The following is a 14,170-nucleotide window of genomic DNA, read 5'->3' as shown; positions in this document are numbered from 1 at the left end:
TTTTTTACTAAATGAAACTGAAAAAGCATACTATTTATCTGTTATAGACTAGTTGAGAGAAACCTGTATTTTGTGGAGTGTTTTCTTTTAAGACAACATGAAAAACAGTACCAAATGAACTTGTGTTTATCCTAGCAATAGTTTCACCTTTTTTAAAAATAGTTTGATGCAATGCTTTACCATCTAAGCTAGCTATTAGTATGGTTACATCCTCTGTTAGAGGAACACTAGTTTGTAAAACTAACTCATCTGAGGACTGAAATAAATGATAAGAATCAGATCCATTAAAATGAATGTTTCTAACTTTTGAATAAGTCGTTGTTAAATCAACATCAACCATTTTTAAACGGTAGTAATTGTCTTGAAGCATAGGATAATAATCCGTACTAGTATAACTATTAAAGACTTGATTCTTTGCTTTTATTTCGGCAATTGTTTCAAATTCAATTCCATCTCTAGATCGTTGAACTTCAAAGTGGCTTACATTAAGTTCTTGCGCAGTAGTCCAGTGTAGTTTTACAGTTTTTTGTTCTCCATTGCCATTTTGTTGTTCTTTTTGAGCATCAAAGCTTAATAAATCTAGCGGGAGTGTACCTGCAACAACTGAGAAGATGGCATAAAGTCTTAATTCTGTAAACAAGCCAATACTAGGGGCTACTCGTCGAACTTCAACCCGATCAACTGTTTTGCCTTGCGGGATATCAAAGACAACTTGGAATCTTCCAGATCCTTTACCAATAGATTTAGCATTGAGAAAACTAGAATTGTTGCTATATATGCTACTAGTTAAATCTGTATAAGTCACTAGAAATTCAATACCGCCACTATTCCAAAGATTAATTCCCAAGTCAGCAAGCCCCATATCAATTAGATCGACTTCTTGTAAGACAAAGGTAAGTGCATCAGGAATTCCATCTTGATCTCCTAACAAATCATAATTAGGAGTGTTTCCCCAGTCGTACTCTATATATTGATACTCTGAACCAAGTAAACTCAAACCGAGTTCCCATCGATAAGTTGCGTATTCCATGTTAGGGTCTGCAAAGTAGGTTGTTGCAAGACTCTCTTGGGCTACCTCACAGTTTAAACAGACCAATAGTGAAGCACCATGTTGCCCTGAGTGTCCTGTAAATCTGGAAGCATAATAACGATTAGTCATTGTAGAAGTAATATCATATACATTTAGATTAGTTGGAGTAATTCCTGTGCCAATACCGGCTAGAGCTCCTGTTTTGATTCGGATTCCATCAACAGTAGTTGTTGGAACTTTTATAACCATATTAAATCTGGAGGTATTAATGTCGATAATGTCGATTTCTGTTAATCGACTCGCTAACCCATTGCCTCCATATCTAGCGACAACAGTATTCCCATCAAGCAGTTCTATTTCTACTCTATTGAATACAATAGCATTGGCTGTCGTTGAAATGAGTGAGCCAAAAATATTAGGATCATCAAAAGACATCTCTAGCTTAATTTCATCCGTCATAGGAAGGTCTGTTGGAAAGCAATAATCTCTAGAGATGTAGCCCAACACGTTAATAAGCAATGGAGAGACATCAAATGTAGAAAAAGTATTGGTATTTAAATCATACGAATTTTCTGATGAGACAACATTGCAAGCAATACAGGTAGCAGATTGTTGTGTGTTTTGATCTTTATCTGGGCGTGTTTGTGCTTGAGCTTCTTGGATCAATAATAAAATGACAATGGGTAGTAATATTTTTTTCAGTAATGTGTTCATTGGTTCTAATTTACATTTTTTAATAAAATAGGGACATACGGGTACTGTCCATTATCAGACAAATAATGGTTTCGTTTAAACATGACGAGGGACATGAAAGAGGAACACAGCTGTGCTTACAGTACACACTAAGACTTATGATTAAGCAAGAAGGCAAGGAGGTGTTTTGTTGTTAGGGATAGAAAGATGACAAAACAAATCCCGTACGTTCGCTTATATTACAGCTGTAGACAAAAAATTACTTTGTTTTACAATGAGAAAACTCAATTTGTGTGAATAACAAGCATTTTTGATTTGGTAAGAAGTAGTTTTGTGTGATCATTGTACGACTTTTTTTAGAGTGAATAATAAAGTGAGTATATGGGTTATTCAGTTATTATGCTTGTGAGAACATAATAATAGAGCGCATACTAGGCTTGTTGTTTAGGTGTAGTGATGACTTAACAACTTAGCTATTAATAAAATGTGTGTGACTAAATAGGAACTGTGCTTGTGTTAATTCATTAAATGTATCATGTGAGAAACCTAAAAATGCATAACAGTCCATTCGTGTATGAAGAATCTGTGTTGCTTATTTGTTTTCACAAATACAATGAATGCTCATGAGCAAGTTGCATGCGGATATTCTAGTACTTGTGTATTTTGTATTGTTTTAAAATGTTTACCTATGATGAAGTGTGAAGAAAGTAAACGTAACTTCAGTTTATAAAAAATTTAGTATGAAGTTGTTTTAAATTAAATAAGATTTTAATTTAAAAATACAAAATTATTGAGGTGAGAAAGTAGTGAATTCCTTTGTAGGATTCCTCACTTTATATAAATGTAATAAAAAAAATATAAAAAAACAAGTGTTGTTACGAGTTTTTTTTATTAGTATTTTATTTTAGTTGATTTAATATTGGTTGATTAGTAATTGTTTATGGTTTTTATTGTTTTTGGTCAATCTATTTTTATGAAAAAAGAATAAGACACTAACAAAATATCCCCTCGCAAAGATATGTTTACTCTTTGTGAGGGGAATCTATTTACTCTACGATGGAAATTAATTTAGTAAACTGCCCTTGAGAGTTTTTGATTCTAATGGCAAATAACTGCCCTAAAGTGCTGCAATCTACGATAGTAAGCCGCTCTTCTTTGTTTTGGATCAATTGTTTTACGACACGACCATTTAGATCCATTATAGTAATAATGGCTTTTTCAGTTATTGGAGTATTGTTTTTGATAAAGAGTTGGTTCTGTTGTGCATAAATGTGGTAAGAGTTGGGAACATTAAAATGAACATTCTTAATAGGAGAGTATTGAACTTCCTCATATTCATCGATAACTTTTAACCGATAATAGTTGTGAGCTGGTACAGGTTGGTTATCAGTAAAAGTATAGAGAGAGGCACTAGTTGCAGCAACTACGCCTAAAGAAGTAAATTCTATGGCGTCAGTAGAATGTTCAATTTCAAAATAGTCTATATCTTTCTGTTGGGTCGACCAATTTAATTGTACACAATTTTTGTGTTGTACCGCATCAAATGCTTCAAGCTCCAAAGGTAGTAAATCGTTGGGGATGCTATATATGGAATATAATCTTAATTCAGAAAATAAGCCCGCTGTTGGGGCAACTCGCCTTACTTCAATTTGATCGACAGTTTTGCTAGATGGTATATGAAATATGATATCAAATCTACCAGAATGTAGTCCCAATGCTTTGGCTGTTAAAAAATTGGAAAGGTTATTATACGTTTCAGTTGTTAGATCAGTATACGTGACAAAAAGCTCAATTCCTCCTGAGTTCCATAAGTTGAGTCCTAAGTCTGATAAGCCTAAATCTGCTACATTAGATTCTTGTAGAGTGAGTACGAGCGCATCTGGAATACCATCTTGGTCACCCAAAAAATTGTAATTAGGACTTGCGCCCCAGTCAAACTCTGCGAATTGATACTCTGAACCCAATAACGTAAGCCCTAAATCCCATCTATAGCGAGCGTATTCTAAATTGGGGTCAGACAGGTAGGTTGTAGCCAAAGCCTCTTGAGTTACACCACAACTGATACAAGACAATAAAGAAGCACCAACTTGCCCAGAGTTGCCTGTAAATCTAGATGCATAATAACGATTGGTGATTGAGGAACGTATGTCGTATACAAGCAAATTGGATGGGCTGACGCCTGCTCCAAGAGAAACCAACGCTCCTGTTTTAATACATATTTTGTTGACATTGTTAGCAGGGACTTTTATAATGACTTGAAAACTACCTGTAGATGGGTTGAGAACGTCTACCGTAGCAAGGTTAGAAAGCAAGCCGTTGCCACCATATGTCGCAATTGAATTGGTACCATCCAGTAATTCTATCTGTAAGCGATCGAAAATAATTGCTGTGGCAACATTTGTTCCTAGAGAGGCTAATAAGCTATTGTCCGAAAATTGGAAATCAATAGTAATTTCTTCATCGATAGAAAGGTTAGAGCTAAAATTATAATCTCTAGAGAGAAAACCTAAAATGCCTACGGGTAACCCTGTAACATCAAAAGTCGCAAAGGTGGTAGAAGAAGCATCTCTAGCTTGTATTGCATTGCTAATAGTACACCCCAGACAAGTGCCTGATTGTTGTGTATTGCCATCACTATCAGGTCTTGTTTGACCCATGGTAGAATAAGATAAAAAATAGAAAAAAGTTAGAAGTACGAATTGGTGTAAATGTTTCATATTCATATTTGTTAGGTTTGGTGGTTAAGTAATGTTATGGACATAGGAAACCTGTTGTTGAAATGTCGTTACATTTAACAAGAGCTATTTTTTAATATTGAAGGGGAGGTTTTAAAAGAGGAATTTACTTACAACAAGTTGGGGAATAAATGGAATTATGGACAGGTGTAAGTAGTAGGATTCTGATTTGTCTGTAAGGGACATTCAGACAAAATCACGGGTATTTAATTTGAGAGGTACAGGGGAAATAAGACATTTTTTGAGGGTTATGCAAATTTCGTTTCTTCAATTATAGGTTAATATAATATGAAAAACTAAGAAAATGAAATGTATTATACATTTATTTAAAATTTTATTTATTTAATTATTTTTTATTTTGTGTTGATTAGTAGGTGTGTATGTAGGTGGTTTAAAGGGGGCAAAAAGTTAACTTTATTGTAAGTAGGCTTATGTCATTAGATAACTGCTGTTTAGTTCATTGGGTTGTATTGTATGAGCGTGATGCGTTTTAAGAAATCTAAAATTGCTAATGTTTTGATAATTAATTTGATGTAAGAGAGATTTTCTTTTTTGTCTAGAAAATGAAAAAATACACGAAGTATTCATTATACTAAACTTGATTTTTTTAAGTTTAAAGACTATCTTTAGCCAGCACTTGCAAAAACGTGTCATTCTATTCTAACCAATTAGAATAAATCAAGAAACAAGAAGCCATTAAAATTACATCTTAACTATGTTTAGTTGCAATCTAATAAATGCATACAGGGAGCAATAAAAATAGTTTGGTCAATACTTAAATACCATCTATGGAGTTATAAGAATATATCTCTAAAAAATTGTTGAGGTATTTGTAACAAACAGACTTGTGTGAAACAGGTAAGATTAGAAGGAGTTAATGGACAACTAAATAAAAATAAACCAAGCTTATTGAGCGTACCTCTACACTTTCAAGGCATTTATAAATAAACAACACAAATGATCTCTTATTGTAAGAGAAAAGTAGTGTTATTTCACTTTTACAAATTCTTAAGCTAAATGGACAATATCACAATACTGTGGGCTGATGATGAGATTAGATTGCTCAAGCCTCAAATTATGTTTCTAGAAAAAAAAGGCTACAAAGTGATTACGGTATCGAATGGTCACGATGCAATAGAGGAAGTCGAGGAGCATATGGGAAACATTGATGTCATCTTTTTGGATGAAAGTATGCCAGGTATAACAGGGTTAGAAACCTTGCCTAGAATCAAAGAAATATTGCCAAGTGTGCCCGTGGTTATGATTACCAAAAATGAAGAAGAGGGCGTTATGGAACAGGCTATTGGTTCTCAGATTAGCGATTATCTAATCAAACCAGTTAACCCTGTACAAATATTGACTTCAATTCGCAAATTGATTGACTCAGATCGCTTGGTGCGCGAACAAACGGCTACAGATTATCAGCAAGAATTTCGGAAAATTTTTATGGAAATCAATAGTGGTCTAGAATTTCAAGAATGGGCAGAAATTTATAAAAAGATCATTCATTGGGAACTCAAATTGGATGAATCCAATACAACAAGCATGGCGGAAATTCTGGCTACTCAAAAAGAGCAAGCAAATGCAGAGTTTTCAAAATATGTAGAGCGCAATTATTTGCATTGGATCAATAACGATGATGATGCGCCCGTTATGTCGCATGATTTGCTGCGGTCTATGGTTTTTCCTGATGTGAATTCAGATCGACCAACCTTCTTTTTGTTGTTAGATAATTTGCGTTACGACCAATGGAAAATGATAGAGCCGATTGTGTCGGAGTATTATAGAATCGAAGAAGAAGATTATTTTTATAGCATCTTGCCAACGACAACGCAGTATAGTCGTAACTCCATTTTTGCAGGTTTGATGCCAAGCGAAATTCAAGAGTATTATCCCGATTATTGGTTGAATGACAATGAGAAAGGTGGCAAAAATATGCACGAAGAAAAATTGCTTTCAGAGCAAATTCGACGTACTTTCCGCAAACCTGTTAAACACGCTTATTATAAAGTAACTACTGTAGACAAAGGCAAGCAGTTGGTGGATACGATTCAGAATTGCTTGAATAATGATTTTACAGCCATTGTCTATAACTTTATAGATATGTTGTCTCATGCTCGTACAGAAATGGAAATTTTAAAAGAATTGGCAAGTGACGAAAAAGCATATCGTTCTTTGACACGTTCTTGGTTCTCTCACTCTGCGATTTGGGAGGCACTAAAAATTATAGCCGAACACGATGTTCAGTTATTCATAGGAACAGATCATGGCAGTATTCGTGTCAACGAGCCGTCTAAAGTTGTTGGAGATAGAGAAACAACGACTAATTTGCGTTATAAAGTAGGAAAAAATTTGCAATACGATCGCAAAGACGTACTAGATGTACGCCGCCCTGCTGATGCTAAACTGCCTACGCCTAATGTAAGTTCGACGTTTATTTTTGCTAAAAACAATAAATTTTTCCTTTACCCTAATAATTATAATCATTACAATAAATATTATCAAAATACTTTTCAACATGGAGGGATTTCTTTGGAAGAAATCATCATACCAATTATTAAGTTGAGAAGCCGCAAATTATAATTGACAGACTATATTGTTCTTCAAAAAAATGGCTATTTCGTTTAGGAATAGCCATTTTTAACTATCTAATTAGAGAACGCAGAGAAAACCCAAAATACCTTTTGCCTTGCAAAAAAAAATCTTATACATGTGTTCTATTGCACGGTAATAATCTCTAATATAAAAAATTACAAAGCTTGATTTTTGAATGAAGATATAGTATATTGTCCTGCAATGCTATTTTGAATCTTAATATAGGTAATAAAGCTCATCTATTAAACAGGTTTTACAGATAAATTAATATGCCAACGATTAAAAAAATACTATTTCCAACTAGTTGTAGCGAAAGTTCCAAAAAAGCTTTTGAATACACTCTTGCAATTGCTCGACGATTTGGAGCTGAAATTGATTTGCTGCATATCTGTGAGCCTAATATGGATATTTTAGTACCTGGAATTTTGCGGCATCAACTGTTACAAGAACAGAAACAGGCTGCTCAGCGTATGCTTCAAAATTGGTTGAATGAGTTTGAAGTAGAACAGGTGAAAGTTAGCCAAGAAGTAGAGTTGGGATATGCTAAAGAAATGATTGCTACCTATGCCAACCAGCAGAAAGATTTGGATTTGATTGTTATAGGAACGAAAGATAGTAGCAGTAGTTTTAAGAAAATTATTTGGGGGACCATCATTTCTACAACCATAGAAGCCGTTGTAAATGTACCCGTTTTGGTTGTTCCTAAAGGAATCGTTTTTCAAGAAATTAAAAACATTGCCTACGTTACTCCTGTCAACCCAGCTTGGCAAGCGGTATATCCTAGAGTAAAAGAAATTGCCGCAGCTTTTAAAGCTAAATTATACGTAACTCATTTACCACAAGGAAAGTATGACGATGTTGAAGGCGAAAACCATGTGGTGATAGAGGATTATGCGTCTGCTTTGCATGCTTTTTCGTATAATAATAACCTTCACTTGCTAGTCACAGTTGCGTCTGTTCGAAATACATTTCAAAAGATACTACAATATAGCAAAGCTCAAAAGATGGCTTTTGAGACGATTATCCCTTTGTTGGTACTAAAAAAAGGGGCATCTCAAGGATAGATTCTAAAGGAAGACAGAAAGAAGGAGAATTCTCGTCATAGGGCGTAAGACAAACAACTTTCTTTAAAATCGTTCAAACAAAGTTCCTTAAATACAAAAGGATTCTCTATTTTTGAAGGCTCTTAGGAGAAATAGACTCTATGGAAAAATAATAGGAGTCTAAAAGGTTGTTTGGAACAACCAAAATCATCGTAAATTTTATAGGCTAATACACACATAATAAGAAACAATGTTTCAATATATCATTAAACGTATATTGATTTTTATTCCAACCTTTTTTGTCATTTCTCTACTTATTTTTGGTTTAAGTAAAATGGCGCCAGGTGACCCTGTGTTGGTTGTAATGGGAGGAAATGATAGCAATGGCGTTGGACAACGATCTGATTTGGTTAACGGAGAAAAAGCATATGCACAGGTGGCGGCAAGTTTGGGCTTGGACAAGCCTGCTTTTTATTTCTTGTTTACTTCTGCGGCTTATCCTACCGATTTATACACGATCAACAAACGAAACCATCGAGAAACCATTAGTCGATTGATTGATGAATATGGAAATTCGGCAGCTGTAATGGATTATTACGAAACGTTAAAAGCTATCCATTACAAATCTGCAGATGTTGAAGATGCTCGATATTCTACACAACGTACAGCAAGAAACTGTATTAATGATTTGTTTAATGAGTATGAAGATGGTGCCATTCAGTTTAAACTGAATTTACTAAAAGATTCTTTGGCAACCCCAAACAATGGCATGGAATCTATTCGAGAAGATTGGAATAGTTTGATTGATAAATATAACTATCTAAAAAACAATCCCACTAGATTACAATTGTATCTTCCTGCGGTTCGATGGTATGGTCTCAACTCTCAATATCACACTTGGATGTTTGGCGATTATCCTTGGTTTAGCAAAGTAGATAGTTCTAGCCATTATAGAATAGAGGAATTGTCTACTGAAATTACAGATTTAGTGCCTCAAAAAAGACGTCTAAATAACTCTATTAGTAAGCTGAGAGGTCGAAATTATACGATTCAGCAAGAATTAGATAGTGCGACGACGAATGCCAATCCAGATAGTTTGCGTCAAGTGTTTGCAACCAATGAACTACAAATTGAACAATACTTACAGGATCAGGAAGCTTTAAAGGCATCTTTGAATGTCTTGTCTTCTGAACGAGATAGTTTGTCTGCCAATTTGACTAGATATGCTAGTAAAGGATTTTTAAGAGGTGATTTTGGGCTTTCTTATATTGATCGAAAGCAGGTGTCACTCAAAATGAAGGATGCTTTGTATTGGACTTTGATCATGAACTTTTTTGCCATCTTAATTTCCTATTTGATTTCTATCCCTTTGGGGGTTAAGAGTGCTTTGTGGAAACTAAAAGGAAAAAAGGTGATTGATAACATTAATACAGCGGTGTTGTTCATTCTGTATTCCTTGCCAAGTTTTTGGATTGGGACGATTTTATTAGTTTTCTTTACTACCGCAGAATACAGCGAGTTATTAGATTGGTTTCCGACTAGTGGGGCTCAAGATTTGGATTTGGTAGAAGATCCTAATGCTACTACATGGATGAAATTTTGGGATGCAGCACACCACCTTGCCCTGCCAATTTTCTGCATCACGTATGGTTCGTTTGCTTATTTATCACGTCAAATGAGAGGCTCTATGCTGGGCGTTATTCGCCAAGATTATATTCGTACGGCAAGAGCCAAAGGATTGAGCGAACGAAAAGTAGTTTGGAAACACGCTTTTAGAAATTCTTTATTCCCAATTATTACGTTGTTTAGTTCGGTTTTTCCAAGAGCATTGTCGGGGTCTATTGCCATCGAGTTGATTTATGCCATACCAGGAATGGGACAACTAGTATTGATGTCTATTACATCAAGAGATTGGCCTGTTGTGTTTACAATTGTAATGTTTGCCGCCATACTGACCATGATTGGTAATTTGATTGCAGATATTTTATATGCTATTGTGGACCCACGTGTATCTTTTAAATAAATAAGTATGTTTTTTCTAAATAAAAAAAGAACGGATATAATAGCTAAGGCGATTGAAGAGTCGGAAGATAGAAGCTATTGGGCAATTGTTCGAAAACAGTTTTTCAAAAATAGGTTGGCTGTATGGTCGTTACGTGTTTTTTATGTGATATTGTTTATAGCCATTTCTGCTGATTTTATAGCGAACGAACGTCCATTTTATTGTGAACTAGATGGAGAGACCCACTTTCCTATTTTTCATCAATACTTAGTTGATTTAGGTTTGTCCACATGGGACGAAAAATTTATCTCGACCAAATGGTTAGAGCAGGACTATGACTACGCTATCTTTCCTCCAATTACTTACTCTGCAACAACCAGAGATGCTCAAAATAATAAATTCAAAAGCCCATTTGGAGAGCAAAATTTTGAGGAGGGGACAAACCGAGGTTGGCACTATTTGGGAACAGAACGAATTGGACAAGATGTAGCAGCAGGAATGATTCATGGAACTAGAACTGCTATGTTGGTTGGTTTGGTTGCGATGTCTATAGCAACATTGATTGGATTGTTTTTTGGCGCTATTTCGGGGTATTTTGGTGATGAGCGTTTGAAGGTTTCTAGGATTAGAATTGCCTTGAATATAATTGGTTTTATATTAGCTGTTTTTTATGCATTTATTACAAATGGTTATGTCATCGCTGATTTGATTGGAGAAGGGCGCTTACTAAGCGGTTTAGGCGTTATATTTGCGTGGTTTATCGGTTTGTTATCTTTGGCGAATTTGTTAGCAATACCACTAAAACGAATTCCTTTCTTGGGTAAAAAGGTTACGGTTGCTTTAGATATTATTGTGATGCGTTTTATAGAAATAGTAAACTCGATTCCATTGTTGATTTTAATTTTAGCCATCGTTGCTATTATAGAAAAACCTTCTGTGCTATTTGTTATGGTTATTATTGGAACTGTAAGTTGGACAGGTATCGCAAAATTTATTCGAGCAGAATTGCTTCGAATTCGACGTTTGGAATATATTGAAGCTGCTCAAGCTTTTGGATATAGTGAGTTTAGAATTATATGGCGCCATGCTTTGCCAAATGCTTTAGCACCTGTTTTGATTGCCATTGCTTTTGGAGTAGCCACGGCTATTCTAACAGAAGCCTTTCTATCGTTTATTGGAGTAGGAATCCCAGATGATCAAGTTACTTGGGGATCATTATTACAACTATCAAGAGATAAATTCTCTGCTTGGTGGTTGGCAATTTTTCCAGGGTTTGCCATTTTTATAACGGTAACCATTTTCAATTTAATAGGAGAAGGTTTAACAGAAGCACTTGATCCTCGATTAAGAGAATAAGGGCAGCCCCTTATAGAGTAGGGGCTTTTAAATAAGCATTGAACTTAAGAACTGATTGAGCGAATTGCAAAAAAAATTATCTTTTTCCAATTCGCTTTTTTAGTTGCTCGTCCAAGGCATAACGTCCAGGTCCAAGCAGAAATAAAGCAATATAAGTCGCTCCATACAGAATGGCTTTTTCTTGCTTTGGAAATGGGTCTGACAAATGAACCAGAAATAAAGCAACAAACATTGTAAAAATTAACGGAACTAGGGCTGCTCGAGTAAATAAACCTAGCATTATAAGAATAGAACAGAGTACTTCCGCAAAAACAGCTAAAAATAAAGAGATTTCAACGCCCATTCCTAATGGATCAGGAAAAGAGATTGCTCCACCTCCAAAGAGCATTTTCATCTTGCCAATTCCATGCCCAAAGAGCATTCCGCCACCAATAATAAGACGTAAAAAAAGTAAGCCTGCATCCTTGCTTCTAGGGGGCAAATCAATTAAGAGGAAATTAAGTACTTTCATTATAAGAATAATTTAATTTGTAGAAGATTATTTTGATAATTAATGATATATAGCTTTTTTAGAGCCAATGAGGCTATGAAATTGGAACAATAGGAGAACAAACTTTGTTTTCTGTTTTTACTTTCCTTATCAATAGAACAATGAATTGTATTATAATAGAAGATCAACCACCTGCTCAGCGAATCTTGAAAAAGTACATCAGTGAAGTAGGTGCTTTAACACTAGACGCTACTTTTTCGAATGGAATTGAAGCCATCAATTTTCTTCAAACCAACTCTGTTGATGTTATCTTTTTAGATATTCACTTGCCTAAAATATCAGGTCTTGATTTTTTAGAAACAATCACGAATCCGCCACATATTATATTGACGACAGCATTTCCCGATTATGCGCTAGAAAGCTATGAATGGAGTGTTGTAGATTATTTATTAAAGCCATTTTCTTTTCAACGTTTTGTTAAGGCAATTGCCAAGATTCCTCAGAGTATCCCCCCCTCTAATTCAGAAAAAAGAACTACTTTCCCAGATGCCTTATTTATAAAATCGGGATACGATCACATCAAGATTCAGGTGAATGATATTTTATATATAAAATCTGACGGAGATTATACAGAGCTATTTTTGGCGCAGAAAAAATATCTATCTTCAGAACCGTTGCGTTATTGGGAAGAATGTTTGGACAACCAGCAATTTGTACGGATACAAAAGTCTTTTGTCGTTAATACCGCGCATATTGAGAAAATATCTGGCAATTGTGCTTACCTGATAGGAGGAGCTAAAGTTCCTATTGGTAGAGCTTACAAAGAAACATTCCTTAATCAGTTGTACAAAACTTAGGGTACTGGGCGCTTGCTTTTCAATTGCAAGGACAAAAAGACTTGATACATTTGCCCATTTTCTTGAATGTCCAATTGATGGCTTTGTGGATAGAGTAATTGTAGTCTTTTTCTGACGTTAGCTAAACCAATTCCATGCGATAAATTTTTTGTATTGGATTGTTTGTCAAAAGAATTGGTGCATGTGAATTCTAAGTATCCAGATGCAGTGATTTCTAATTGAACATTAATTGTAATTTGTGCCACTTGACTAGCAGTACTATGTTTAAAGGCATTTTCAACAAAAACAATCAAGATTAAAGGTGCAATCTCATAATATTGCGCTAAGTCAGGGTAGTGGAATTGAATATGACCTCTATCTTCAATTTGCAATTTGCTGATGCGAATAAAGTTTTCTAGATGTTCGATTTCTTTTTTTAATGGGACTGAGGTAGCCTTGCAGTCGTACAGCATATAACGCAGTGTAGCGGATAAATCTAAAATTATTTCAGGGGTTTGAGGCGATTCTTCAATGGCGTGAGCATATAAATTATTGAGGTTGTTAAATAAGAAATGAGGGTTGATTTGAGAATTTAAATATTGCAATTCGCTTTCTTGTACAATCGCCTTTAGGTGCTCTAGTTGTTGCTGCTGTTCGATCAAATCCCAACAAAATTTAAACCCTACTAGAATCGTTACAACAGGCAAAATTCCGATTGAGGTATAGAAAATACTAGAAAATCGGTGCCCTCTTGTATCTGGAAAATAAATTTTCTCCAATACGAGTTCTTCCATCAATACAGCGGCTAAAATGACAATTCCTAAACCTACAACAAAATGAAAATACTTCTTTGCATAAAAAAAACAGGGAAGTAAGATGTAGTTAATTAGAAATGCAGAAGTTGCCAAACTCAAAAAAAAGGCAATTTCGTAGGCTTCTATTTGAGGGTTTTTTCGATCAATAGCATAGAAGATAAATACCAAAAAAGTTAGGATGGTTTGGAAAATAAATTCTTTGAAAAAAGGGGCTATTTTTTCTAAATACGCTTTCATTAGTAGTGTACTAACTTTTTAGTTGTTATGATTCTGTTTTAGGACTAAGCAACGATTTTATGATCTGGCATAATCGAATTACCAATGTCAAATAACAACTTTTTTTTGCGTGATTTCAACACAAATCAGGTAAACGACAGTTTTTTGTGGTTCAACGGAGGGAGTTACCCTAATATGAGTTAAGAATGTTGTTTGTCCAATTAAAAATGCTGTTCAAAGAATTCATTTTCTTTTTTAGAATTATCCTTCGTTCTTTGTAAAGCAGCACTAAAAACCAAAGATATCGATAAAGTAAATGACAAGATTATGGGATTAGGTAGTTGCTCTTTTAAACACTA

The 14,170-nt window shown here is 34.8% G+C and carries 9 protein-coding genes; 5 read left to right on the top strand and 4 right to left on the bottom strand.

All coding sequences use genetic code 11. The features are described from left to right. Nucleotides 1–34 precede the first annotated feature (34 nt). Nucleotides 35–1,744, bottom strand: coding sequence for a hypothetical protein (locus CG11_RS15725; RefSeq protein WP_052597736.1), 1,710 nt, complete (start codon nt 1,742–1,744; stop codon nt 35–37). A gap of 1,025 nt (nt 1,745–2,769) precedes the next feature. Continuing rightward, complete coding sequence (locus CG11_RS15720) at nt 2,770–4,380, bottom strand: hypothetical protein (protein WP_063833126.1); 1,611 nt, start codon at nt 4,378–4,380, stop codon at nt 2,770–2,772. A 1,095-nt stretch (nt 4,381–5,475) separates the two neighbouring features. On the opposite strand from CG11_RS15720, the gene CG11_RS15715 reads away from it, so the two are divergent. The 4 genes from CG11_RS15715 (at nt 5,476) to CG11_RS15700 (ending at nt 11,454) form a co-directional block, all read left to right on the top strand. Continuing rightward, complete coding sequence (locus CG11_RS15715) at nt 5,476–7,041, top strand: response regulator (protein ID WP_052597734.1); 1,566 nt, start codon at nt 5,476–5,478, stop codon at nt 7,039–7,041. Between the two features lie 281 nt (nt 7,042–7,322). Beyond that, nucleotides 7,323–8,117: a universal stress protein gene (locus CG11_RS15710; protein ID WP_052597733.1), complete on the top strand. Its 795-nt coding sequence runs from the start codon at nt 7,323–7,325 to the stop codon at nt 8,115–8,117. Nucleotides 8,118–8,346: 229 nt separating this feature from the next. Further along, nucleotides 8,347–10,119 (top strand): ABC transporter permease subunit, encoded by a 1,773-nt coding sequence (locus CG11_RS15705; protein ID WP_052597732.1) that lies wholly within the window; start codon nt 8,347–8,349, stop codon nt 10,117–10,119. Nucleotides 10,120–10,125: 6 nt separating this feature from the next. After that, entirely contained in the window at nt 10,126–11,454 is a 1,329-nt protein-coding gene (locus CG11_RS15700) for an ABC transporter permease (protein WP_072011002.1), read from the top strand. 76 nt (nt 11,455–11,530) lie between these two features. Here CG11_RS15700 and CG11_RS15695 read toward each other — a convergent pair whose 3' ends face one another. Further along, nucleotides 11,531–11,965, bottom strand: coding sequence for a DoxX family protein (locus tag CG11_RS15695; RefSeq protein WP_052597731.1), 435 nt, complete (start codon nt 11,963–11,965; stop codon nt 11,531–11,533). A 140-nt stretch (nt 11,966–12,105) separates the two neighbouring features. Here CG11_RS15695 and CG11_RS15690 point away from each other — a divergent pair, with 140 nt between their 5' ends. After that, a complete protein-coding gene (locus CG11_RS15690) occupies nt 12,106–12,801 on the top strand; it encodes a LytTR family DNA-binding domain-containing protein (RefSeq protein WP_052597730.1) in 696 nt (231 codons plus the stop codon). On the opposite strand, the gene CG11_RS15685 is transcribed toward CG11_RS15690, so the two are convergent. Further along, nucleotides 12,798–13,832, bottom strand: a complete 1,035-nt coding sequence (locus CG11_RS15685) for a sensor histidine kinase (RefSeq protein ID WP_052597729.1) — start codon at nt 13,830–13,832, stop codon at nt 12,798–12,800. The genes CG11_RS15690 and CG11_RS15685 overlap by 4 nt on opposite strands. Nucleotides 13,833–14,170: the final 338 nt, after the last annotated feature.

It is taken from the genome of Aureispira sp. CCB-QB1 (assembly GCF_000724545.1).
Classification (GTDB): Bacteria; Bacteroidota; Bacteroidia; order Chitinophagales; family Saprospiraceae; genus Aureispira.
This window is presented reverse-complemented; position numbering and strand designations above follow the sequence as displayed.

Bases quoted from the DNA above. Each gene is read 5' to 3' on its own strand.
- CG11_RS15725 (WP_052597736.1), bottom strand. From the start codon at position 1,744: ATGAACACATTACTGAAAAAAATATTACTACCCATTGTCATTTTATTA.
- CG11_RS15720 (WP_063833126.1), bottom strand. From the start codon at position 4,380: ATGGGTCAAACAAGACCTGATAGTGATGGCAATACACAACAATCAGGC.
- CG11_RS15715 (WP_052597734.1), top strand. From the start codon at position 5,476: ATGGACAATATCACAATACTGTGGGCTGATGATGAGATTAGATTGCTC.
- CG11_RS15710 (WP_052597733.1), top strand. From the start codon at position 7,323: ATGCCAACGATTAAAAAAATACTATTTCCAACTAGTTGTAGCGAAAGT.
- CG11_RS15705 (WP_052597732.1), top strand. From the start codon at position 8,347: ATGTTTCAATATATCATTAAACGTATATTGATTTTTATTCCAACCTTT.
- CG11_RS15700 (WP_072011002.1), top strand. From the start codon at position 10,126: ATGTTTTTTCTAAATAAAAAAAGAACGGATATAATAGCTAAGGCGATT.
- CG11_RS15695 (WP_052597731.1), bottom strand. From the start codon at position 11,965: ATGAAAGTACTTAATTTCCTCTTAATTGATTTGCCCCCTAGAAGCAAG.
- CG11_RS15690 (WP_052597730.1), top strand. From the start codon at position 12,106: ATGAATTGTATTATAATAGAAGATCAACCACCTGCTCAGCGAATCTTG.
- CG11_RS15685 (WP_052597729.1), bottom strand. From the start codon at position 13,832: ATGAAAGCGTATTTAGAAAAAATAGCCCCTTTTTTCAAAGAATTTATT.